Source organism: Streptomyces sp. NPDC001709 (assembly GCF_053596375.1).
In genome coordinates this window covers 1-23,265 of sequence record NZ_JBSFGB010000001.1, presented here as the reverse complement: position 1 = coordinate 23,265, position 23,265 = coordinate 1, and the positions used below count along the sequence as shown (strand labels likewise).

The 23,265-nt window shown below is 69.6% G+C and carries 20 protein-coding genes, 1 rRNA gene and 1 pseudogene; 11 read left to right on the top strand and 11 right to left on the bottom strand.

Features of this window, described 5'->3' with window-relative positions; all coding sequences use genetic code 11:
- Positions 1-14: 14 nt before the first annotated feature.
- From pstA to pstS, 3 genes are all read right to left on the bottom strand, one after another.
- On the bottom strand, positions 15-1,076 hold the full coding sequence (gene pstA, locus ACWC0C_RS00110) for a phosphate ABC transporter permease PstA (protein ID WP_449197521.1): 1,062 nt from the start codon (positions 1,074-1,076) through the stop codon (positions 15-17).
- On the bottom strand, positions 1,073-2,080 hold the full coding sequence (gene pstC, locus ACWC0C_RS00105) for a phosphate ABC transporter permease subunit PstC (RefSeq protein ID WP_449197520.1): 1,008 nt from the start codon (positions 2,078-2,080) through the stop codon (positions 1,073-1,075). The genes pstA and pstC overlap by 4 nt, the downstream gene beginning before the upstream one ends.
- Before the next feature lie 115 nt (positions 2,081-2,195).
- A complete protein-coding gene (gene pstS, locus ACWC0C_RS00100) occupies positions 2,196-3,326 on the bottom strand; it encodes a phosphate ABC transporter substrate-binding protein PstS (protein ID WP_449197519.1) in 1,131 nt (376 codons plus the stop codon).
- Positions 3,327-3,692: 366 nt separating this feature from the next.
- On the opposite strand from pstS, the gene ACWC0C_RS00095 reads away from it, so the two are divergent.
- Entirely contained in the window at positions 3,693-5,249 is a 1,557-nt protein-coding gene (locus ACWC0C_RS00095; RefSeq protein WP_450861114.1) for an FAD-binding oxidoreductase, read from the top strand.
- Positions 5,250-5,351: 102 nt separating this feature from the next.
- Here the strand turns inward: ACWC0C_RS00095 and ACWC0C_RS00090 are convergent, their stop codons facing one another.
- From ACWC0C_RS00090 to ACWC0C_RS00065, 6 genes are all read right to left on the bottom strand, one after another.
- A complete protein-coding gene (locus ACWC0C_RS00090; protein ID WP_449197518.1) occupies positions 5,352-6,056 on the bottom strand; it encodes a phosphatase PAP2 family protein in 705 nt (234 codons plus the stop codon).
- Between the two features lie 173 nt (positions 6,057-6,229).
- A complete protein-coding gene (locus ACWC0C_RS00085; protein WP_450861112.1) occupies positions 6,230-7,174 on the bottom strand; it encodes a C40 family peptidase in 945 nt (314 codons plus the stop codon).
- Between the two features lie 113 nt (positions 7,175-7,287).
- Positions 7,288-9,009: a serine/threonine-protein kinase gene (locus ACWC0C_RS00080; protein WP_450860416.1), complete on the bottom strand. Its 1,722-nt coding sequence runs from the start codon at positions 9,007-9,009 to the stop codon at positions 7,288-7,290.
- A gap of 46 nt (positions 9,010-9,055) precedes the next feature.
- On the bottom strand, positions 9,056-9,820 hold the full coding sequence (locus tag ACWC0C_RS00075; protein ID WP_450860414.1) for a trypsin-like serine peptidase: 765 nt from the start codon (positions 9,818-9,820) through the stop codon (positions 9,056-9,058).
- A gap of 71 nt (positions 9,821-9,891) precedes the next feature.
- On the bottom strand, positions 9,892-10,053 hold the full coding sequence (locus tag ACWC0C_RS00070; RefSeq protein WP_450860412.1) for a hypothetical protein: 162 nt from the start codon (positions 10,051-10,053) through the stop codon (positions 9,892-9,894).
- Positions 10,054-10,526: 473 nt separating this feature from the next.
- Positions 10,527-11,447, bottom strand: a complete 921-nt coding sequence (locus tag ACWC0C_RS00065; RefSeq protein ID WP_450860410.1) for an oxidoreductase — start codon at positions 11,445-11,447, stop codon at positions 10,527-10,529.
- Between the two features lie 71 nt (positions 11,448-11,518).
- Here ACWC0C_RS00065 and ACWC0C_RS00060 point away from each other — a divergent pair, with 71 nt between their 5' ends.
- From ACWC0C_RS00060 to ACWC0C_RS00020, 9 genes and pseudogenes are all read left to right on the top strand, one after another.
- Positions 11,519-12,124 (top strand): TetR/AcrR family transcriptional regulator, encoded by a 606-nt coding sequence (locus ACWC0C_RS00060; protein WP_450861111.1) that lies wholly within the window; start codon positions 11,519-11,521, stop codon positions 12,122-12,124.
- A gap of 245 nt (positions 12,125-12,369) precedes the next feature.
- Complete coding sequence (locus ACWC0C_RS00055; RefSeq protein WP_450860408.1) at positions 12,370-13,737, top strand: S53 family peptidase; 1,368 nt, start codon at positions 12,370-12,372, stop codon at positions 13,735-13,737.
- A 213-nt stretch (positions 13,738-13,950) separates the two neighbouring features.
- Positions 13,951-14,226 (top strand): annotated as a pseudogene (locus tag ACWC0C_RS00050) (hypothetical protein); the annotation flags it as partial.
- Between the two features lie 379 nt (positions 14,227-14,605).
- Entirely contained in the window at positions 14,606-14,914 is a 309-nt protein-coding gene (locus ACWC0C_RS00045; protein ID WP_014673544.1) for a hypothetical protein, read from the top strand.
- 141 nt (positions 14,915-15,055) lie between these two features.
- The gene (locus ACWC0C_RS00040) at positions 15,056-15,892 is read left to right on the top strand and encodes a hypothetical protein (protein ID WP_450860406.1); all 837 of its coding nucleotides are present in this window, start codon (positions 15,056-15,058) and stop codon (positions 15,890-15,892) included.
- On the top strand, positions 15,882-17,219 hold the full coding sequence (locus ACWC0C_RS00035; RefSeq protein WP_449197511.1) for a hypothetical protein: 1,338 nt from the start codon (positions 15,882-15,884) through the stop codon (positions 17,217-17,219). Before ACWC0C_RS00040 ends, ACWC0C_RS00035 begins: the two co-directional genes overlap by 11 nt.
- A complete protein-coding gene (locus ACWC0C_RS00030; protein WP_449197510.1) occupies positions 17,216-18,775 on the top strand; it encodes an SCO6880 family protein in 1,560 nt (519 codons plus the stop codon). The genes ACWC0C_RS00035 and ACWC0C_RS00030 overlap by 4 nt, the downstream gene beginning before the upstream one ends.
- A gap of 14 nt (positions 18,776-18,789) precedes the next feature.
- Positions 18,790-20,202, top strand: coding sequence for an ATP-binding protein (locus ACWC0C_RS00025; protein ID WP_450860404.1), 1,413 nt, complete (start codon positions 18,790-18,792; stop codon positions 20,200-20,202).
- 12 nt (positions 20,203-20,214) lie between these two features.
- Positions 20,215-21,735 (top strand): type IV secretory system conjugative DNA transfer family protein, encoded by a 1,521-nt coding sequence (locus ACWC0C_RS00020; RefSeq protein ID WP_450860402.1) that lies wholly within the window; start codon positions 20,215-20,217, stop codon positions 21,733-21,735.
- Positions 21,736-21,742: 7 nt separating this feature from the next.
- On the opposite strand, the gene ACWC0C_RS00015 is transcribed toward ACWC0C_RS00020, so the two are convergent.
- Positions 21,743-22,309: a GNAT family N-acetyltransferase gene (locus ACWC0C_RS00015; RefSeq protein ID WP_449197507.1), complete on the bottom strand. Its 567-nt coding sequence runs from the start codon at positions 22,307-22,309 to the stop codon at positions 21,743-21,745.
- Positions 22,310-22,362: 53 nt separating this feature from the next.
- On the opposite strand from ACWC0C_RS00015, the gene ACWC0C_RS00010 reads away from it, so the two are divergent.
- On the top strand, positions 22,363-22,914 hold the full coding sequence (locus tag ACWC0C_RS00010; RefSeq protein WP_450860400.1) for a cysteine hydrolase family protein: 552 nt from the start codon (positions 22,363-22,365) through the stop codon (positions 22,912-22,914).
- A 76-nt stretch (positions 22,915-22,990) separates the two neighbouring features.
- Here the strand turns inward: ACWC0C_RS00010 and rrf are convergent.
- A 5S ribosomal RNA gene (rrf, locus tag ACWC0C_RS00005) occupies positions 22,991-23,107 on the bottom strand.
- Positions 23,108-23,265 lie beyond the last annotated feature (158 nt).

Below are 23,265 nucleotides of genomic sequence, written 5' to 3'. Positions count from 1 at the left end.
CGCTGTTGGCCGCGTCAGCGACCGGTCTTCGGGGCCTTCCAGCGGGCGATGCCGCGGGCCACCAGGTTCAGGATCATCACGAAGGCGATCAGCGTGAGGGAGGCCGCCCACGCACGGTCGTAGGCCGCGCTGGCACCCGCGCTCTGCTGGTACTGCTGGAAGATGTACAGCGGCAGCGACGCCTGCGCACCCTCGAACGGGTCGTTGTTGATGAACGGGTTGCCGAACACCAGCAGCAGCACCGGCGCGGTCTCGCCCGCGATACGGGCGATGGCCAGCATGACGCCGGTGGTGATACCGCCGATGGAGGTCGGCAGGACCACCTTCAGGATGGTCCGCCACTTCGGCACACCGAGCGCCAGCGAGGCCTCGCGCAGCTCGTTCGGGACGAGCTTGAGCATCTCCTCGGTGGAGCGCACAACGACCGGCATCATCAGGATGGCCAGGGCCAGCGAACCGGCGAAGCCGAACGGCTGCATCTTGAAGATGAGCATCAGCGACAGGATGAACAGGCCGGCGACGATCGACGGGATACCCGTCATGACGTCCACGAAGAACGTGACGGCCTTGGCGAGCTTGCCCCGCCCGTACTCCACCAGGTAGATCGCCGTGAGGATCCCGATCGGCGCACCGATGACGGTGGCGAGGCCGACCTGCTCCAGGCTGCCGATGATGGCGTGGTAGATACCGCCACCGGGCTCGGAGTCGGCGACGACGCCCATGGAGTGGGTGAGGAAGTAGACGTCGAGGACCTTCACACCGCGCGAGACGGTCGTCCAGATCAGGGAGACCAGCGGGATGACGGCGAGCAGGAAGGCGACCCAGACGAAGGAGGTGGCGATCCGGTCCTTGGCCTGCCGGCGGCCCTCCACCTTGGAGGCGATGCCGTAGGTGCCGAGGACGAAGAGGACGGCGGCGATCAGACCCCACTGGACCTTGCTGTGCAGGCCGCCGATCAGGCCGATGACCACGGCCAGGAGGATCGATCCTGCGGCGATGGCCCAGGGGGACCACTTCGGGAGGCTGGCGCCGCGCAGCGTGCTGGGGCGCTTGTCGGTCACGGCTGCGGTGCTCATGCGTTGGCCCCCGAGTACTCCTTGCGGCGGGCGATGATCATGCGCGCCGCGCCGTTGACCACCAGGGTGATGACGAAGAGGACGAGACCAGAGGCGATCAGCGCGTCCCGGCCCTGCTCGGTGGCCTCGCCGAACTTGCTGGCGATGTTCTGGGCGAAGGTGCCGCCGCCCGGGTTCAGCAGGCTGGCGTGGATGACGTAGTCCGGGGAGAGCACGGTGGCGACGGCCATCGTCTCGCCGAGGGCGCGGCCGAGGCCGAGCATGGACGCGGAGATCACACCGGAGCGGCCGAAGGGCAGGACGGCCATGCGGACGACCTCCCAGCGGGTGGCGCCGAGGGCCAGTGCGGCCTCCTCGTGCATCCGCGGGACCTGCCGGAACACCTCACGGCTGACGTTGGTGATGATCGGCAGGATCATGATCGCCAGCAGGATGCCGACGGTGAGCATGGCGCGGGGGGCGCCGCCGTCCCAGGAGAAGATGCCGGTCCAGCCGAGGTAGTCGTTCAGCCAGCCGTACAGGCCCGTCATGTGCGGGACGAGGATGAGGGCACCCCAGAGGCCGTAGACGATGGACGGCACCGCGGCGAGCAGGTCGATCACATAGGCGATGGGACCGCTCAGCCGGCGCGGGGCGTAGTGCGTGAGGAACAGCGCGATCGCGACGGCGATCGGGACCGCGATGGCCATGGCGATGACCGAGGAGACGATCGTGCCGAAGGCCAGCACCGCGATGCCGAAGCTCGGCGGGACCAGGTTGGTGTTCCACTCGAAGGTCGTGAGGAAGTTCCCGTGGTCCTTGCTGATCGCGAGGGAGGCACGGTAGGCGAGGAAGACCGCGATCGCGGCCATGATCACCAGCAGCAGGATGCCGGAGCCACGGGACAGGCCGAGGAAGATGCGGTCGCCGGGGCGGCTCGCGCCGCGGGCGTTGCGCTTCCGCTCGGCCGACGAGGGCTGGGGCGTGGGGGGAGATGCGTCGGTTGTCTTGGTCGATATGTCCATCGGGTTCTCCGGTCTGCGGAGCCGGCCGCCCAGGTGGGGCGGTGGCTCATGGCGGCGGTGCACCGGACGGTGCGGCCCGGGCCCTGTCGGGCACGGGCCGCACTCTCGGATCAGGTCAGCTCAGGCCCGCGATGGTGGTGCGGACCTTGGCGATGATCTCGTCGGGGATCGGGGCGTAGTCGTTGCTCGACAGCACCTTCTGACCGTCCTCGCTGGCGATGTAGCCGAGGAAGGCCTTGGTGGCGGCCAGGGTGTCCGCCTTGTTGCCCTTGTCGCAGACGATCTCGTACGTCACCAGGGTCATCGGGTAGGCGTTCTCGGCCTTGGTGGCGTAGTCCAGCTTCAGCGACAGGTCCTTGCCGGTACCGACGACCTTGGCGGCCGCGATGTCGGCGGTGGCGCTCTCCACGGAGGGCTTGACCGGGGTCTTGGCGCCGGTGTTGATGGCGACGGTGGTCATGTCCTTGGCGTAGGACAGCTCGAAGTAGCCGATCGCGCCGGAGTTCTGCTTGACGCCCTGAGCCACACCGGCGGAGCCGGAGGCCGCCTGGCCGCCCTGCGCCTGCCAGGCCTTGCCGCCGGAGTACTTCCAGTTGTCCGGGGTGGTGGCGATCAGGTACTTGGTGAAGTTGTCCGTGGTGCCGGAGTCCTCGGAGCGGTGGAAGGCCTGGATCTTCAGGTCGGGCAGCTTCGCGGACGGGTTCAGCTTCTTGATCGCCGGGTCGTTCCAGTTCTTGATCTTGCTGTCGAAGATCTTGGCGATCGTCGGGGCGTCCAGGACCAGGTTGTCGACACCCGGGACGTTGTAGCCGAGGGCGATCGGGCCGCCGACCATCGGCAGGTCGATGCCCTGACCGCCGGAGCAGACCTTCTTGGAGGCGGTGACATCGTCCGGCTTCAGCGCGGAGTCCGAACCGGCGAAGGCGAGCTGGCCCTGGTTGAAGGAGGTGACGCCGGCGCCGGAGCCGCCACCCTTGTAGTTGATCTGCACGCCACAGGCCTGGGAGAACTCCTTGACCCAGGCGTCGATCGCGTTCTTCTGCGCGGAGGAGCCGTCGGCGAGCAGCTGACCCTTGGCGTTGTCGCACTTGATCGAGGAGGCGTTGGTGGAGCCGGACGGGTTGCCCGAGGCCTTGCCACCGTTGCCGGTGTCGTCGGAGCCGCACGCCGTCAGGGCCAGGGCGCCGGAGACGGCGATCGCACCGAGCGAAAGGGCGCGCAGCCGGTTCTTGCGCTGAAGCTTCACTTTCGGGAGTTCCTTCCAGGAGCCGCCGCGGGCGGCGGCGTGCGAGGTATCGAGGGTTGTGAGCGCTCATATGGCCGAGCGCATTCCAACCGCGCTCCGCACCGTGCACGGCCGAAATTAGGCAGAACAGGTGAAGCCGCCGATGGCCGGAAGTGAACGGCGGGTGAACCCCTGCCGTCGGCCCGGTTAGGTCACGGAATGCTTACGGGGAGGGCACGCCCCGGTTCCGACGGCCGGGTTAAGCGCACGCGTCTTCGACGTTCGATTCCCTGTGTGCGAACTGTTACGAACCGACCCGCCCACACGGTCGTCTCACCCCACGTAGGGCCAAAGAGGCCCGGGAAAGGGTGACAGACGACGATGAGCATGGAACGACGTACGTTCATCGCGGGCGGCACGGCCGCGCTGGCCGCGACCGCGCTGGCCGGCTGCAGCTCGGGCTCGGGCAGGTCCACCACGTCGGCCGCCACCGGCTCATCGTCGCTTACGTCCCTCAAGACCACCAGCGCGAACGCCGCCGCGAACTGGACGGCCCTCGCCCATTCCCTGGACGGCACCCTGATCCGGCCCGGCGACGCGGCCTGGCAGACGGCCCACCAGCTGTACAACACCCGCTTCGACGGTCTGAAGCCCGCCGCGGTGGCCTACGTGGCGCACGCCGACGACATCCGCACGACCCTCTCCTACGCCCAGGCCCACAACATCCGGGTGTCCATACGCAACGGCGGCCACTCCTACGCCGGCTACTCCTCCGGCGACAACCGCCTGATCCTCGACGTGTCCAAGCTGAACCGCATACGGGTCTCCGGCGGGACGGCGGTCGTCGGCGCCGGCTCCAAGCTGATCGACGTCTACCGGGCGCTGGCCGCGAAGGGCGTGACCATACCCGCGGGCTCCTGCCCCACCGTCGGCGTCTCCGGCCTGGTGCTCGGCGGCGGTCACGGCGTCGCCTCCCGCGCCTACGGCCTGACCTGCGACAGCCTCACCCAGGCGACGCTGATCACGGCGGACGGCAGCCAGGTGACGGCGAACGCGTCGTCCCACTCCGACCTCTTCTGGGCGCTGCGCGGCGCGGGCAACGGCAACTTCGGCGTCGTGACGGAGCTGCAGTTCAAGACCCACCCGGCCCCGCAGGCGGTGACCGCGTACATGACCTGGCCGTGGGCCAAGGCCGCCGCGGTCCTGAAGGCCTGGCAGGAGTGGGGTCCGAGCCAGCCCGACGAGATCTGGTCCTCCCTCCACCTGTCCCGCTCACCGGGCGGCACGCCCACGATCTCGGTGGCCTGCTTCTCCCTCGGCACCTACGGCGAACTCCAGAACGCGGTCGACCGGCTCGCCCACCAGGCCGGCGCGAACGCCACCTCCGTCACCCTGCGCCGCCGCGGCTACGAGGAGGCGATGGAGATCTACGCCGGGTGCTCCTCCCTCTCCACGGACGCCCAGTGCCACCTGCCGGGCTCCACCCCCGGCCGCTCCCCGCAGGGCCGCCTGGGCCGGGAGACGTACGCGGCCCGCTCCGACTTCTTCGACCGTTCCCTGTCGGCGGCGGGCATCCAGACGGTGCTCAGGCAGATCGCCTCGGTCCGGGGCGGCGGGGGCAGCATCGCCTTCACGGCCCTCGGCGGCGCGGTCAACCGCGTCTCCCCCACGGCGACGGCCTTCGTCCACCGCCGCTCCCGGATGCTGGCCCAGTACATCGCGTCCTGGGGCGCGGGGGCCTCCGGCGGTTCGGCCCAGTCCTGGCTGACGTCGGCCCACGACGCGATGAAGCCGTACGCCTCCGGCGCGGCGTACCAGAACTACACCGACCCGACGCTGACGGGCTGGAAGAAGGCGTACTACGGCGATGCGGCGGGCCGCCTGGGGAACGTGAAGAAGCAGTACGACCCGAAGAGGTTCTTCTCGTACGCGCAGGGGTTGTGAGACGGGGACGTGGGGGCCGGCTGAGCTGATGGTGCGGCTGCGGGCGCGGGTGGGCTGGTCGCGCAGTTCCCCGCGACGCCGGGATGATCCAAACGGCAGGGCCTACGCCGCGAGGTCCCGTTCCTCGGACTCCACCGACGAACGGGCGGCCGGAAGCAGCGCACCCCCACCCGCCCCGCTCACCGATCGGCGCCGTACGACCCACCCCGCCCGGGCAGACCGCTCCACCGCCCGCATCAGCGGTGTGAGCAGCGCCATGGCCAGCGGGGACAGCAGAAGGACAACGGCCGTACCGAGCGCGAACCCGCCGACGACGTCCGTCGGATAGTGGACGCCCATGTACACCCGGCAGAACCCCTCCACCAGCGCGAGCCCGATCCCGGCGATGCCGAAGCGGCGGTTGGCGATGAAGAGGCCCACGCCCAGCGCCATGGTGAGGGTCGCGTGGTCGCTGACGAAGGAGAAGTCGGTCTTGCCGGAGACGAGGACGTCCAGCCCCTGGTGTTCGACGAAGGGGCGGGGGCGTTCCACGAACCCCCGGATCGGGACGTTCACCAGCACGGCGATGCCGGCCGCGAGCGGCGCCCACACCAGCGCGGCGACGGAGGACGCGGCATCCTCACCGCCCCGGCGCCGCACGGACCACCAGCACCACAGGATCAGCAGGACCATGGCGAGCAGCAGGCCGTACTCACCGACGAACGCCATGACCCGGTCGAACCAGTGCGGGGCGTCCTTGGCCAGGCCATTGATGTCGTAGAGCAGTTCGACGTCGGGGTTCGATCCGGATTCGGCGAGTACAGCCATGGTGCTGTTGGCCCCTTCGTCGTCTACCGGACGCACCCGGTGTGCGTACGTCAACAGGAACGCACGGCCCCCACCAATACGTTCCACTCTCCACTGAATGATCACGCAGACGTTATCGAAGAGAGACTCATCACCGCAGCTCAGGGGGTTGTTTCACGCTATGTCACACCGCCTCAAACCGTCGTGGGGAGCGCTTTTGCGCCATCTTCGGTGACGCGGGTCGCACCGAAGTAGTCGGCGGTGTCGATGGGGTCGAACCGGATGACGGCTCCCGTCCGCGGCGCATCGATCATGTATCCGCCACCCACATAGATCCCGACGTGGTGGATGGCCCGCGAATCGTTGCGGTCGGTGGAGAAGAACACGAGGTCACCCGGCAGGAGCTGGTCCCGCGAGGGATGCGGCCCGGCGTTGTACTGGTCATTGGCCACACGCGGCAGCGTGATCCCGACCTTCGCGTACGCGGCCTGCGTCAACCCCGAACAGTCGAACCGGCCACCCTGGTCGGCACTCCCCTCCCCACCCCACAAATACGGCGTACCCAACTTGCTCTGCGCGAAGGCGATGGCACCGGCGGCCTGTTGGGTGGGGTCGATACGCGTGACGGGGGCGGCGAAACTCTGTGACAGGCTGCGGATCCGCTTGACGTAGTCCTGCGTCTCGCTGATGGACGGAACCCCGCCGGCCCTTATCACGCGGTAGGCCCCTGCGTTGTAGGCGGCGAGCATGTTGTCGGAGACGTTGCCCGGCACGTCCTTCACGTACTTCGCCAGCTCGCAGTCGTACGAAGCGGCCGACGGAATCGCGTCGTTGGGATCCCAGATGTCCCGCTTCCCGTCCCCGTTGCCGTCGATGCCGTGGGTGGCCCATGTGCTGGGGATGAACTGGGCGATGCCGCGCGCGTCGGCGGGGCTGACGACGGTCGGGTTCCAGCCACTCTCCTGGTACAGCTGGGCGGCGAGCAGGGCCGGAGTGAGGGCCGGGCAGAGATGGCCCCACTTCTGCACGAGCGACTTGTAGGCAGCCGGCACGGCCCCCTTCGCAAGCCCCCGGCTTCCCGAGGTGACTCCGTTGAGGAGGTTCCCGGCGACGACGTACACCCCGACGACGAGCAGCATGACGAAGCTCAGCCCGAGCCCGACGGCCGCCCCACCAACCACCCATACCTTCCGCACGGTTCAACTTTCCCCCATGCTTCGCCGGTTCAGAACGCTTTCCGCGTGAAGTGGCGTCATTTCACAGAGAAGCCGCCGCACATGATGCTGCTGTAGTCGTCGGGCGTGCGGATGTGGTGCCATTGGACGGTCCATTCACCGCGGTCGTTGGTGAGCGGAATGGCGGGCAAGGACTCCTTCCCGCCCTGCTGCCAGGAACGGAAGTCGTCCGGATAGGTGAGATACTTCCAGGCGGACTTGTCGCCGCCGTAGAGGTCGATGGGCTTGCTGGTGTACCCCAGCCTCACGTTGTCGATGAGCACGCCGGGGGCGGGCTTCCCGGTGCTGGGGTCGATGTCGTGCGGCGGCTTCACGCTGACGGTCACGTAGTACGGGGCGTGGGTCTCGGACTTCGGGGTCCAGGAGTAGACGTTGTTCCAGAACCCGATCTTCACCTTGTGGTCGAGGGTCAGGCGCACCCCGCTCTTGCCGGGGTCATCGGGGTCGGACACGGAGGTGCTGAAACCCTCGGGGGCACGCTCCTCGGCCGGCAGCAGGCACTGCGCGGTCGACGACCGCCAGAACGTGCGGTCGATGTTCTGGGCCGCGTACCCGGGCGCACCGCCCTTGCCGTCGGCCGCCTTGGACGCCGTCGCCCGCGGGCCGGACGACCTGGCCGGCGAACTCGACGAACCCCGCCCCCGCGCGGTGTCCTTTCCGTCCCCCTGCTGGGCGAGCACCACGGCCGTGGCCGTCCCGACACCCACCACGAGCCCCACCGCCACGGCCACCATCCACCGCTTCCCCTGGCGTCGGCTCGGCGGGGCCAACTGGGTGGGCGTGTTACCGGGTGCGACGTATGGCGCCGGCCCCACCGTCGGCAGGTCGTGCGGCCCCGCCGGCGGAGCCACCGGCTGCATTACCGGCAGCGTCGGGGTCTGCGGCGCGGCCTCGCCCAGTGCGGCGAGGCCGACGTAGAACGGATCCTCCACGAGCGCGGACCGTACCCCGCACCGTGCGATCACCTCGGCGAGCCCCGGCCGCGCGGCCGGGTCCTTGGCCACGCACGCCTCGATCAGCGCGGCCAGCTCCGGTGTGACACCGGCCAGGTCGATGGGCTCATGGACGGCGCGGTAGCTGACCCCGCTCGGGTCGCCGGCGCCGAACGGGGCCCGGCCGGTCGCCGCATAGGCGAGCGTGGCACCGAGGGCGAACACGTCGGCCGGCGGTCCGACCTCGTTGCGCAGCAGCACCTCGGGTGCGGTGAAGCCGGGCGTACCGGGCGCGACCCCGGCGTCGGTGAGCGCGGTCTGCCCCGCACCGCGGGCGATGCCGAAGTCGATGAGCTGGGGCCCCTGCGCGGCGAGGATGACGTTCTGCGGCTTCAGGTCCCGGTGGGTGACGCCGTGCGCGTGGACGGCGGCGAGTCCCTCGGCGAGCGCGGCGAACAACCCCCGGCAGGTCTCCGCCGGCAGCTGACCGCGTTCCGCGACGGCCTTGGCCAGGGTCGGCCCGGCGACGTACTCGGTGGCCAGCCAGTAGGGCGCGCTCTCCAACGAGGCGTCAATCAGGTTGGCCGTGTAGGCGCTTCGCACCGCCCTCGCGGTCTCCACCTCGCGCCGGAAGCGTGCCAGCGCCTCGGGGTGCTCGGTGATCTCGTCCCGGATCACCTTGACGGCGACGAGCCGCCCACCGGGCGACCGCCCGAGATAGACCTGGCCCATCCCGCCCGCTCCGAGCCGCGCGAGCAACGTGTGCGTACCTATGTGCGATGGATCCTGGGGTCTGAGTGCGTCCACCGCACAGACCTTGCCACAAAGATCAGTTGGGCAGGCCCCGAAGCCCTCAGCGCTCGCTGGTCGCGTCCTTGTACAGCTCCGCCGCCCCGCTCCCCAGCACCACGCTGTACGACACGTCGTCGGTGTCGCCGCCCTCCTCGTGGCCGCCGAGGATGCCGACGACCTGGTGGTCGCCGTTGATCCAGGGGCTGCCGCTGGTTCCGGCGGTGAAGGCGGGGCAGTCGATGCGCTGCTGGGTGCGGCTGTCCCGCCGCGGCTTGTTGGTGCAGCTGATGGGCTCCTCACGGGAGTCGGGGTAGCCGATGACGGTCACCGCGGTGGCGCCGGTGGTCGTACCGGTGACGAACCGGTTGGCTCCGACCACCCTTTCGATCCGCTTGCCGTCCGGCCCGGCCACGACGGCGAAGGCGAGGTCGCTGTCCTCGTCCTGGTCCTTGGACCACCCGTCGGGCAGGATCCGCCGCGCCACCTTCCACACCCCGTACGGCGCCTTCCCGTTCCGGTAGCCCGGCACGAACACCAGGTCGTCGTCACCGCTCACGCAGTGCGCGGCGGTGGCGATGAGGTCGCCCTGCGGGCTGTGCACGACGGAGGCGGTGCAGTAGTGGCCGCCGACCAGCTTGTCGGCCCGGTCCGCGCCGAACAGCGCCCCGATCCGCGCGCTCTGCGCGGACGCGCCGACCCGAGCGGTGATCCCGTAGGGGCCCGGCTCGTTGGCGGTCGCCACGGACGCCGAGGTCAGGGCGAGCATCACCACAGCGCCGAGCAACGCGGGACGCGAGGTGACCGTGATGCGTGAGATGCGCTTCATCAGTGCTCACTGTCCCCCACGAACGTGAGAAACCCGCTCCGACTTAACTGAGATTTTCCTGTGAAACCTCCCTACGGCCGCCGAGCTTCGTCGTAGACCGGGAAGTCACCGGTGCCGACTTCGATTCCGAACGGTTCGGGCAGCGGGACGGGCTCCCAGGGGAGAACGATCAGATCCGGCGTCACATAGTCGTCCGGGTCGTCGGGGAGGGCGATCGAGGACACCTCGTACACCTCTCCTCCGCGACCTCGCGCAGGTTCCCCGGCCGGGGATGCGGACCGTTCCAAGTGCCGGACGACACGGACATGGCTCGCTGCCTCCGTTCTTCCGCCTCACTGGCGCCTTCGGCCACGCGGGCGGGTTCGGTGGGAGGTCCGACGTCCCGCTCAGCGTCGTACCCACGGTACTGGGCGGCCTCTGGTCCCGCCTCTACGTCACGCACACCCACTGTCACCATGGCACCTCCCTTCACACTCCGATCAGCAATGATTACATTACGTCACGGGTCTGACAGTCCGCCCACAGCAGCTTTCCGCGTCCTCCGGTACGGCGGCCTCCCCGTCGCTCCGTGTGAAGAGGTAAGCCGTCCTCTTCCGGCCCCCCACACACACCAGGTGATCGTCCACGAGGCCGCTGCGGTCAGGTGGACGCCGATGAGCGAGGACAGCTCCCCCGGCGTCAGCCCGGAAGGACAGGCACAGCTCGGTCAGCCGACCGGCTTCAGTCCCCACCGCACGCCCGTCAGCTCCTCCGACAGCGTCCACAGCCGGCGGGCCGCCTGCGGGTCGCTGGCCGCAGCGCTGCGGCCGACCAGGGTCGGGGCGCCGCGCATCTCGCCGAGGCCGGCGGGGCCGACGTACGACGCGCCGGGGAGGTCCTGGCTCGCGGCGTAGAGGGTGGGCAGGGCGCCGGCCTTGTCGCTCTGGGCGAGCAGCTTGTTGGTGACCGCCATGGCGCCCCTGAGCAGGGGGTTCGCATGGTGGCTCTGGAGGTTGGTGGCCGCGTAGCCGGGGTGGGCGGCGAGGGCGCGGACGGCGGAGCCGGACTCGGCGAGGCGGCGCTGGAGTTCCAGGGTGAACAGGAGGTTCGCCAGCTTGGACTGGGCGTAGGCGCGGGTCGGGGTGTAGCGGCCGCGCAGGTTGACGTCCTCGAAGTGGATCACTCCGTCGCCGAAGCGGTGGGCGCCCGAGGACACCGTCACCACCCGGTCCGTCACGTAGGGCAGGAGCAGGTTCGTCAGCGCGAAGTGGCCCAGGTGGTTCGTGCCGAACTGCATCTCGAAGCCCTGCTTGGTGCGCTGCTCCGGCAGCATCATCACGCCCGCGTTGTTGATCAGCAGGTCCAGCGGGCGGTCCCAGCCGTCCGCGAACTCCCGTACCGAGTCCAGGTCGGCCAGGTCCAGGCGGCGCACCTCGGTGCTGCCGCTCACCTTCGCCGCGGCGGCGCCGCCCCGCGCGAGGTCCCGTACGGCGAACACCACGTGCGCCCCGGCCCTGGCCAGGGCCTCGGCGGTCACCAGGCCGAGGCCGCTGTTGGCGCCGGTGATCACGGCCGTACGGCCGGTCAGGTCGGGGAGGTGGGTCGCGTTCCATGAGCGCGCGGTGCGCGCTTCGGTCGTATCAGCCATACCCCGAATGTAGACATCGCCAACAAAGCTGTCAACGACAACATCCCGATACGATGGTGCGCATGCCGCGCATGTCCTCCGTTCCCGCGAATCGCCCCTACCATCACGGAGACCTGCGCGCCGCCCTGCTCAAGAGCGCCGAGCGCACCCTGCGCGAGAAGGGGGTCGGCGCCCTCTCGCTGCGCGAGCTGGCCCGGGACACCGGCGTGAGCCACGCGGCCCCCGGCCGGCACTTCAAGGACAAGCAGGCCCTGCTCGACGCCCTCGCGCTGGACGGATACGAGCGCCTGAACCGTGCCCTGGGCACCGCCGCCCCCCAGCCCGGCCTCGGCTTCGAGGGGCGGATGGCGGCGCTCGCGCGCGCCTACCTCGGCTTCTCCGTCGAGAACCCCGAGCTGCTGGAGCTGATGTTCGCGCGCAAGCACGACCCCGACAGCTCCGACCGGCTCGCTGCGGCCGTCGACGAGTCCCTCGGCTCCTTCACGCGGATGATCGCCGACGCCCAGGAGCGGGGCGAGATCGTCGCCGGCGACCCCGAGCGGATCACCATGGTCGCGGCCGCGAGCCTGCACGGCCTCGCCGCCCTCATCGCCAGCTGCGCACTGGACGCCGAGGAGGCCATGAACGGCCTGGACGAACACGTCCATCTCCTGCTGCACGGCCTGAAGCCCCGCTGACCCCGCCCCGCACGGAACCTGTGCGCCGGGTCAAGCCACCCCCAGCACAGCGCCAGCACACCGCAATTGATCGGTAAGCCCCCAACCGCCTTGAGTAACGCGGAAGTCAGAATTCCGAAAGCCCCTTGTTGTCGCGTACTCAACAAGCGAGGGTCGGACCCGGGCCGCCGCCCCCACCGGTCACCCCACTGGTGGTCCCCCACACCCGCAGGCCTCTGTCCACCCCACTTCCAGGAGGCTGTACCTTGCGTACGACCACCCCCGACTCCCCCCACATACGCGGCAGATGGGCCCGGATCGGCTCGGCCGCCATCGGCGCCGCCGCGCTCGTCGTCGCCGGACTCGGCACCGCCGCCCAGGCCAGCGCGGACAGCGCCGCCACGAGCCACAAGGTGAGCGCCAAGGCCGTCGCCGCCCAGGTCGCCAAGGCCCACGTGCGCTACGAGAAGGCGTGCGGCGCCACCCCGAAGAAGGGCTACGCCGCCTGCGACGCCCTGCGTGTCACCGGCGGCACCACCGCCTTCATGGAGAAGCAGGCGGCCCTGAAGGGCATCGCCCCGAAGACCATCTCCCCGAAGGCCTCCTCCGACTCCCCGACCGGCTACGGCCCGAGCGACATCCAGTCGGCGTACGGCCTGACCGACGCCGCGTCCGCGAGCGGCTCGGGCGAGACCGTCGCCATCGTCGACGCCTACGACGACCCGAACGCCGAGTCCGACCTCGCGGCCTACCGCTCGCACTACGGCCTGCCGGACTGCACCACCGACAACGGCTGCTTCACCAAGGTCTCCCAGACCGGCTCCACCACCTCGCTCCCCTCCGCCGACAGCGGCTGGGCCGGTGAGATCTCCCTCGACCTCGACATGGTCAGCGCGACCTGCCCGAACTGCAACATCCTCCTGGTCGAGGCCAAGTCCGCGTCCGACGCCAACCTGGGCACCGCGGTGAACGAGGCCGTCAAGCTGGGCGCCAAGTTCGTCTCCAACTCCTACGGCGGCTCCGAGTCCTCCTCCGACACGACGTACGACACCTCGTACTACAAGCACCCGGGCGTCGCCATCACCGCGAGCGCCGGCGACGAGGGCTACGGCGCCGAGTACCCGGCCGCCTCGCGGTACGTGACCGCCGTCGGCGGCACCGCGCTCAAGACGTCCTCCGACAGCCGCGGCTGGAGCGAGTCCGTCTGGAACACCTCCAGCACCGAGGGCACCGGCTCCGGCTGCTCCGCCTACGACGCCAAGCCCGGCTGGCAGACCGACAGCGGCTGCTCCAAGCGCATGATCGCGGACGTGTCCGCCGTGGCCGACCCCGCCACCGGCGTCTCCGTCTACGACACCTACGGCTCCGACGGCACCGGCTGGAACACCTACGGCGGCACCAGCGCCTCCGCCCCGATCATCGCCTCGGTCTACGCCCTCGCCGGCACCCCGGGCAGCGGCGACTACCCGGCGCAGTACCCGTACAACGTGGCCGGCACCTCCGCCCTCAACGACGTGACCAGCGGCAGCAACGGCACCTGCTCGACGTCGTACTTCTGCACCGCCAAGTCCGGCTACGACGGCCCGACCGGCTGGGGCACCCCGCAGGGCACGAGCGCCTTCGGCGCGAGCTGAGCCCCACGCGCCCCACGCGCACCGCATGACCACCCCGTCGGGTCACGGGGAGCCGCCGGATGAGGGGGACGTGGGGTCCCCTCGGCGGCACGGAGCGGAAGACGGGCCACGGCAGCCGGCCGCGGCCCGTTTTCCCTGTCCAACTCCCTTGAGACGACTGTGAGTCGAGCCAAGTGAACGGAATGCTTCGGCAAGGCGGACGCCAGGATCCCAGCGACCGCCTCCACCCCCTCCGGCTACGGCCCCTCCGACCTCCAGTCGGCCTACGGCCTCACCTCCGCCGCCGCCTCGAACGGCTCCGGACCGTACGTCTCCAACAGCTACGGCGGCTCGGAGTCGTCGTCGGACACGTCGTACGACTCCTCGTACTTCAACCACCCGGGCGTGGCCATCACGGTCTCCGCCGGTGACGAGGACTACGGCGCCGAGTACCCCGCGGCCTCGAAGTACGTGACGGCGGTCGGCGGCACGGCCCTGTCGATGCGAAGCCGAGCCGGCAGACGGACACCGGCCGGGGCACCCCACAGGGCGTGACGGCCTTCACCGGCTGACCTGACGTCACCTCCGCGATGCACGGGCCCCGCCCATGAGAACATCATCCCGACGCTTCACCCGACCGGCCGTCAGAAGCCGCGCCAGGTCGTAAGGAAGGACAACGACGGAACCACACGACAGGTTCCGGTCGGACCTCGTTGCCCGGCGTGACCTGCCGTGATACACAGAGTGACCGTGCGAGCTATTCGTACGAAACCCGCCAGTCAATGACGTCAAGTCGACATACGTTGGCGACGTTGTCGGCGACAATGAGGCCTGACCTCTGCACACCGCAGGGGGCCAATGGAACTACCCACCAGGGGCGGTGACTTACATGCTCTTTGCGGCCGACAAGGGAGACATCAACACCATCATCGGCGGGATCGCTCCGGACTGGGGCCCCTTCGGCAGCCTGGGCAACGAGGCCAAGGTGATGATCGAGGTGGTCATGGCCGTGGCCATCCTCCTGTGCCTCGGCATCGCGGTCTGGGGCGCGGCCAAACAGCGCATCGGCGCGACCGCCCTGCGCGACACCTTCAGCGCGGAGCAGGGCAAGGGCCTCATCATCGCCGGCCTGACCGGGGTCTTCATCATCGGCTCCCTCGGCACCCTGTTCACGATCGTGTACGGCATGGCGGTCTGACCCCGCCCTCCCCTCTTCTCCCTCCGGCTGAGGTTGCGTCCCCCTGATGTCGAGTCACCACACCGCGCCCGCGCGGGAACCAGCACGGCTACCGTCGTATGCCTACGAGGGTGCCTACGAGGGTGAGGGAGCGCGCACGCCATGAACCCCGGAGACGAACAGCCCTACACCGACTACGGCGGCGACACGGGCCACACCCGAACCCGCCTCCCCGAGGGCGACCCCTACGGCGGCGCCCCCCGCCGCACCCCGCGCCGCTCCTCCTCCCGCAGCCTGGTCACGGTCGTCGGCGTAGTCGTCCTCCTCATCGCCGCAATCGCATTCGCCAACAGAGGAGACCACACCTCCGGCAACAGCTCGACGGCAAAGGGCTCCCAGCCCCAAACCTCAGCGACAGCCCCCTCAGGCACCCAACCGGTCACGACGAAGACCGGCACCATCCCCTCGGGCTTCGCCCATACGGAGCAGGGAGCACAGAGCGCGGCGGCGAACTACGCGGTGGCGCTGGGCTCGGCCGACATGTTCAACACCGCGCGGCGGCACGAGATCGTCGAGACGGTCTACGCCCCGGATGTCGCGGGTGCCCGGCAGTCGGCGATGGACAGTGCGTACTCCAGCCAGGAGTTCCTCTCCAACATCGGACTGACGAACGACGGCACACCGCCGAAGGGCCAGACGTTCGTCTCCCGAGTCATTCCCGCAGGTACCAAGGTCGTCTCGGCACAACCGGACCAGACCACGGTCGAGGTCTGGTACACCTCGCTCTTCGGCCTCTCGGGTGATGCCTCCAAGAACCCCGTGACGGAGAGCTGGTACACCGCGACGTACGTTCTCAAGTGGGCCGGCAACGACTGGAAGATCTCGAGCGACCAGCAGAAGGACGGTCCCGTTCCTGTGGGCCGTGACCAAAGGGCGTCCACCGCTGACGACATGACGAAGGCCGTCGAGGAATACGGAGGGTTCACGTATGCCCGCTAACCAGCGCGGCCTCAAGATCGCGACGGTCCTCGGCACGGCCCAGACGGTCACCGTGCTGCTCGCGACCCGAGCCTTCGCCGCCCCTTCCCCGTCCCCCACTCCGTCCCCCACGAAGAGCAGCGATCCCTGTGCCCTGATCCGTGACGCCGCCAAGGAGTTCTGCGAGAAGGACAACGGCTCCAAGGGCTCGTCCGGCTCCACCAACGCCCCCCTCGGCGACTCGCTCGACCCCTTGTCCTCCCTGGCCAAAGGCTGTGCCGAGGCCGCTTCCTGGACCATCGACAAGCTCAGCAAGGCCGTGAAGGAGACGGCCAACGTCGACTTCACCAACCAGAAGTTCCTGCAGCAGTACGCCGTCGTCTTCGCCGCGTCGACGATCCTGACCCTCCTGCTGTGGCTGCTGGCCGTGGCCAAGCGAGCCGTGCGGGGCGTGCCGCTGACCACCGCCATCTCCGAAGCCGTCGGCTTCCTGTGGCTCACCGTGCTCGCCTCCGCCTTCACCCCGCTGATCCTCTACACCGTCGTATCGGCGACGGACGGCGTCACGGACGTGCTCGCCAAGGCCACCGGCGACCAGGCCGACACGTTCTTCGGCACCTTCTCCGGCGCCCTCGGCAAGGGCACCGACATCGGCGGCGGCCCGATCATGCTGATCGTCGTCTCCCTGGTCAGCATCCTCGCCGCCGGCGTCCTCTGGCTGGAGCTGGTCATCCGCGCCGCGCTCCTCTACGTCGGCGCCCTCCTCGGCACCGTCGTCTACGCCGGGCTCGTCGACAAGAACCTGTGGGGCCACGTCCGCCGCTGGGCGGGGATCATGATCGCCGTCATTCTCGTCAAGCCGGTGATCGTGATCGTGCTCGGGCTCGCCGGCGCCCTCTCCTCCGGCAAGGGCCCCGACTCCTTCTCCGCCGTCGTCTCCGGCCTCGCCATCATCCTGCTCGCCATCTTCGCCAGCGCGATGATCTACCGCTTCGTCCCCGGCTTCGGCGACGACATCGCGAACGGCCGCAACAACCGCATCATGCAGGGCGCCGAGAGCAAGGCCGCCGCCGTCATCAGCTCCCCCGCCACCCTCGTCGCCCAGGGCATCAAGACCCACAGCTCCCGCGCCGACAGCAACGGAGCAGCGGCAGGGCAGGGCAGCAGCACCCCCCGCCCCGCCAACCCCGCCACCGGCGGCGTCGCCGCCCACAGCAGCCGTACCCCCACCGGGGGCGGCGGAGCCGTCCCCTCCGCCACGCCCGCGCCCCGCGCGCCCAGCCCCGCCAACACCCCGCACGCCGGCAACACCCGCAACATCAACCGCACGGGAGGTGAAGGGCGTTGACGACCCAGTCCCACCTGTCCCATCCGGTCACGCCCCGCCGTACATATCTCATCGGCCGCGCCCGGCCGAACGCGATCATCGGCCGGAACCGCGAGTCCGGCGAGATCGCGCTGATCATCGCGGGCGCGTTCCTCGGCATGATGTGCGGCCTCCTCGTCCCGGTCCTGTCCCTGCGGATCGTGCTGCTGATGGGCTTCCCGCTGCTCGCACTCGCCGCGGTCTACGTGCCGTACAAGCGCCGCACCTTCTACAAGTGGTTCGAGATCAACCGCAGCTACAAACGGAGCATCAAGGGCGGCCACGCCCGCTACCGCTCCAGCGTCATGGAGGCCGGCACCCGGCTCGACGGACGGGAGGTCGAGATCGGGCCGCCGCCCGGGATCGGCCGCATCACCTGGCTCGCCGCACCCTTCGGGCCCGACGAGATCGCCGTACTGCTGCACGCCGACCGCAAGACCGTCACCGCCGCCATCGAGATCGAGGGCCCGGGCGTCGGCCTGCGCGACTCCGAGGACCAGGAGGCCCTGGTCGACCGGTTCGGCACACTGCTCAAGCACGTCGCCAACGGGGACGGCTTCGTGACGCGGCTGCAGATGCTCGCCCGCACCCTCCCCGCCGACCCCGACGCGCACGCCAAGGACGTCGCCCTGCGCGGCGACGACCGCTCCCCCGACTGGCTCCAGCAGTCGTACGACCAACTGCAGTCCATGGTGTCCACCAGCAGCGAGCAGCACCGCGCCTACCTCGTCGCCTGCATGCCCTACACCCGCGAACTGGCCGCCGAGGCGAACGCCATGGCCCGCGCCGTCCGCGCCCGCGGCAGCAAGGTGGACCGGGACGCGGGACTGGCCGTGGTCATGGCCCGCGAGCTGACCGACATCTGCTCGCGGCTCCAGGAGGCCGACATCCGGGTACGCCAGCCGCTCGGTCAGGGACGGCTGGCCTCCCTCATCCACTCCATGTACGACCCCGACCACCCCATCGACCACATCCAGGCGATGACCCAGCGCAACGCCTGGCCGGCCGAACTCGACGCCATGGAGCCCACCTACCTCCAGGCCAAGACCCGGGAGTCGGCCACCCGTGCGCCCTGGTGCCATGCCACCGCCTGGGTCAAGGAGTGGCCGATGACCCCGGTGGGTGTCAACTTCCTCGCGCCCCTCCTCGTCCACACCCCGGACGTCATCCGAACGGTCGCGGTGACGATGGATCTCGAGCCCACCGAGGTAGCCATCGAACGCATGCTGACCGAGAAGACCAACGACGAGGCCGAGGCCTCCCGTGCCGCCAAGATGAACCGCACCGTCGACCCCCGCGACATCGCCGCCCACAACCGCCTCGACCAGCGCGGCGAGGACCTCGCCAGCGGCGCCGCCGGCGTCAACCTCGTCGGCTACATCACCGTCTCCTCCCGCACCCCGGAAGCCCTCAACCGCGACAAGCGCACGATAAGAGCCTCCGCCGGCAAGTCGTACCTCAAGCTGGAGTGGTGCGACCGAGAGCACCACCGCGCCTTCGTGAACACACTTCCCTTCGCCACCGGCATCCGAAGGTAGGGGCTGATTCACCGATGCGGGATCCGCTGTCCGTCCTCACCGACGCCTTCACCTCCTTCCTCTTCGGGAAGGTCGAGACGACCCGGCCGCCGGTGCGCACCTCCACGGGCCAGGCCCAGGCGGTCTATCTGCCCACGGCCGCGCCCGGCCTCGGCGACTCCGGCGTCATCATCGGCCGCGAGGTGTACTCCGGCAAGGGCTACATCTACGACCCCTTCCAGCTCTACGGCCAGCAGCTCCCGGCCCCGCACTGGCTGGTCCTCGGCGAGTCCGGCAACGGCAAGTCCGCCCTGGAGAAGACGTACGTCCTGCGCCAGCTGCGCTTCAAGGACCGCCAGGTCGTCGTCCTGGACGCCCAGGGCGAGGACGGGGTCGGCGAATGGAACCTCATCGCCCAGCAGCTGGGGATAACTCCCATCCGGCTGGACCCCACGGCCGCCCTGGACCACGGGATCCGGCTCAACCCCCTGGACCCGGCGATCACGACCACCGGGCAGCTCGCGCTGCTCCGGACCATCATCGAGGTCGCGATGGGGCACGGCCTGGACGAACGCTCGGGCTTCGCCCTGAAGGTCGCCCACTCCTACGTCAACGAGTCGGTCCTCGACCGCCAGCCGGTCCTCACCGACATCGTCGAACAGCTACGGCACCCGGAGCCGGAGTCCGCCGAGGCGATGAACGTCGCCATAGACGACGTACGGGCCTGGGGCCTGGACGTCGCCCTGGTACTGGACCGCCTGGTCGACGGTGACCTGCGCGGCATGTTCGACGGCCCGACGACCGTGGGCATCGACCTGGACGCCCCCCTGATCGTCTTCGACCTGTCCCACATCGACCGCAACTCCATCGCCATGCCCATCCTCATGGCGATCGTCGGCGTGTGGCTGGAGCACACCTGGATCCGCCCCGACCGCAAGAAGCGCATCTTCCTGGTCGAAGAGGCCTGGCACATCATCAACAGCCCCTTCGTGGCCCAGCTGTTCCAGCGCCTGCTGAAGTTCGGCCGCCGCCTGGGTCTTTCCTTCGTCGCGGTGGTCCACCACCTGTCCGACGTCGTCGACGGAGCGGCGGCCAAGGAGGCCGCGGCGATCCTGAAGATGGCCTCGACCAGGACGATCTACGCCCAGAAGGCGGACGAGGCCCGGGCCACCGGCCAAGTACTGGGTTTGCCGCGCTGGGCGGTGGAAATCATCCCGACACTGACACCCGGCATCGCCGTATGGGACGTCAACGGCAATGTCCAGGTGGTCAAACACCTGATCACGGAGACGGAACGCCCACTGGTCTTCACCGACCGCGCGATGACCGAGTCCTCCAGCGACCTCACGGCCGACGACGCCCTGCACGCCGCCGAGCTGGAGGCCGAACAGCGGGCGGCGGCCTTCGTGGAACAGCATCTGGGCGACTCCGAGTCGACGGTGGCGTAAGGGGAGTGACGGGTGAGACCGGACCATCGCCGGGACGACCGCCGTGGAGACCACCGGGAGGGTCAGGGCGGCATCCCCGACGGCCTCCTGATCGGCATACTCGCGTTCCTCCTCGGCATGACCCTGCTGGTGTGGACGGCGACGGGCCTCGCGGCCCTGTTCACCAAGGGCGCCTGGCCCCACGGCGTCACCTTCACCCACACCCCCGTGGCCATGCGCCACCTCATCGGCGCACCCCACGACATCACCGGCGCCTGGCCGGACACCCCCGCCTCCCAGCTGTCCGGCTGGGGCCTGTTCTGGGGCCTGTTCATCGGCCAGCTGATGGTCCTGTTCGTCCTCACCGTGTTCGCGATGGGCGTGGTGGCACGGTGGCGGGCGGGGAGGGCACGGGCACGGGCCGAGAAGGCGGTGCCGGCGGCGCCGGAGCGGCAGTATGAGGTGCCGGTACCGCGTACCGAGCAGCGGTACGAGGTGACGGTGCCGCGTACGGAGCCGGTGCCGACGCAGGCCGTCCCGGCCGCCCCGCAGCCGACGGCGGCTCCACCGGATCCGGCGCCGCCGGGCCCCGTGGCCGACCTCCCGGCCGACGGCGCACGGGTGGGCGAGCGGGAAGGAATCGTCATCGCAGCCAGGGAAAGCCGTCAGACGGCCGCGACCCGGGCGATCCGCGACGCAGAAGGTCCCACCCTGATCGTCACCTCGAACCCCGCCCTCTGGTCGGAGACGAAGGACGCCAGAACCAAACTCGGCCCCACCCTCCTCTACGACCCCGCCCACCGCTGCGACACCCCGGCCCGCCTCCACTGGTCCCCCACCACCGGCTGCGACGACAAACAAACGGCACTGCAGCGAGCCACCGCCCTCCTCGCACCGGTACAGCCCACCGCGAAGATCGACCAAGCCGTGGCCGACACCGCCACAACCCTGCTGCGGAGCTACCTCCACGCCGCCGCTCTGGAGAACCGCACCATCCGCCACGTCCACCGCTGGTCCCAGGGCACCCAGATCCAGGACGCCGTACGCACCCTGCGCACCCATCCCAAGGCCGCTCCCGGCGCCGCCGGCGAACTCGAGGCCGCGCTCACCGCACACCCCGAACGCCGGGACATCGCCCAGGAATTGACCGGCCGAGCCCTCTCGGCCCTGTCCACGGTCAACATCCGCGAGGCCTGCACCCCGAACCGAACAGATGCCCTGTCACTGGATTCCTTCGTCCACGAAGGGGGCACGCTTTATGTGGTCGGTGAATCCATCGAGGACCCCCGAAGCAACCCCGGCGCGATGCCGCTGCTGACGGCCCTCGTCTCAAGCGTGGTCGAGCGCGGCCGGCGCATGGCCGAACGGTCATCCTCCGGTCGGCTCGACCCACCACTGACCCTGATCCTGGACGACATCGCGGCCGTGGCCCCGCTGCCCCAGCTCCCCGACCTGCTCGCCACCGGAACCGGCCAGGGCCTGCCGACCCTCGCCCTGCTCCGCAGCCGGGAACAGGCCCGCTCCCGCTGGCCGCACCAGGAACTACCGGTCTAGGACAGACCTAGGGCTGCCATTCGAGAACGAACTCCAACTCGTTCTGCGCCCCATCCTTCACGAACGGCACGATCACCCCGCTCGGCACGAACCCCGCCTTGCGATACGCCCCCTGGGCCCGGTCGTTGTCCTCGTGCACCAGCAGCCGCACCCGCTCCGCGCCCCGCTCCCGCGCCCACCCCACACCGGCGTCGAACAGGGCCTTGATCAGCCCGTTCCCACGGTGCTCGGCCCGGACGAACACCCCGACCACATGACCCTGCCGGCACTCGACGGCATACCCGGCCCAGTCCTTCGTCCCGGCTTCCTCGATGAGTACGGTCACCGAGCCGGCCCAGGTCCCGTCGGGCGTCTCGGCGATGAACTGCCGGGCCGCCGTGGCCCCCTCCCCGGAGCCGACCGCCCGGTCCTGCCAGAAGGCGTCGGCCCGGGCCGCGGCCTCCTCATACGTCTCCAGGAAGGCGAGGTGAGCGACCGGGTCCCGCAGCGCGTCCAGCCGCAACTGCTTCACTCGGGGCCAGTCGTCCGGTCGTATGGCGCGGATGACGTAGTCTCCGCTGGTCGAGGTGGTCATGAGGGCCACCGTAGTAGGACCCGCTGTCAGAGGCAGCCCATATTGTGGACGCCATGACAATACTGTCCGAACGGCCGCACACCGCCGTCCTCGTCATCGATGTCCAGAACGGTGTGGTGGTGCCCGGCTCGCCGAACCGCGAGGACGTCATCGCCAACATCGCCCGTCTCATCGACAAGGCCCGCGCGGCGGAGGTGCCGGTGATCTGGGTGCAGCACCAGGACGAGGAACTGGTGCCGGGCACCGAGAGCTGGGAGTTCGTCCCGGAGCTGAAGCGCCTCGATTCCGAGCCCCTCGTCGCCAAGAGCTATCGGGACTCCTTCGAGGACACCGACCTGGAGTCCGCCCTGGCGGAACGCGGAGTGGGGCACCTCCTCGTCACCGGCGCCCAGACAGACTTCTGCATCCGCTCGACGCTGCACAGCGCCCTCATCCGGGGCTACGACGCGACGCTGGTCGCCGACGCCCACACGACGGAGGACCTCACCCAGTACGGAGCGCCGGCCCCGGAGCAGGTCATCGCCCACACCAACCTCTACTGGAGCGGCCAGCACGCACCCGGCCGCCGGGGCGGAATCATCAAGGCAGCCGAAGTGACTTTCTAAAACCGCCCTGAAACGCCTGAAACCCCTGAAACGCAGAAAGGCCCACGCCTGATGGCGTGGGCCTTTCCCAAGAATTGTTCGGCGGCGTCCTACTCTCCCACAGGGTCCCCCCTGCAGTACCATCGGCGCTGTGAGGCTTAGCTTCCGGGTTCGGAATGTAACCGGGCGTTTCCCTCACGCTATGACCACCGAAACACTATGAAACTGTGAACGCCACACCGCCAATCATGGCGGGGCTGTTCGTGGTTTCAGAACCAACACAGTGGACGCGAGCAACTGAGGACAAGCCCTCGGCCTATTAGTACCGGTCACCTCCACCAGTTACCTGGCTTCCAGATCCGGCCTATCAAC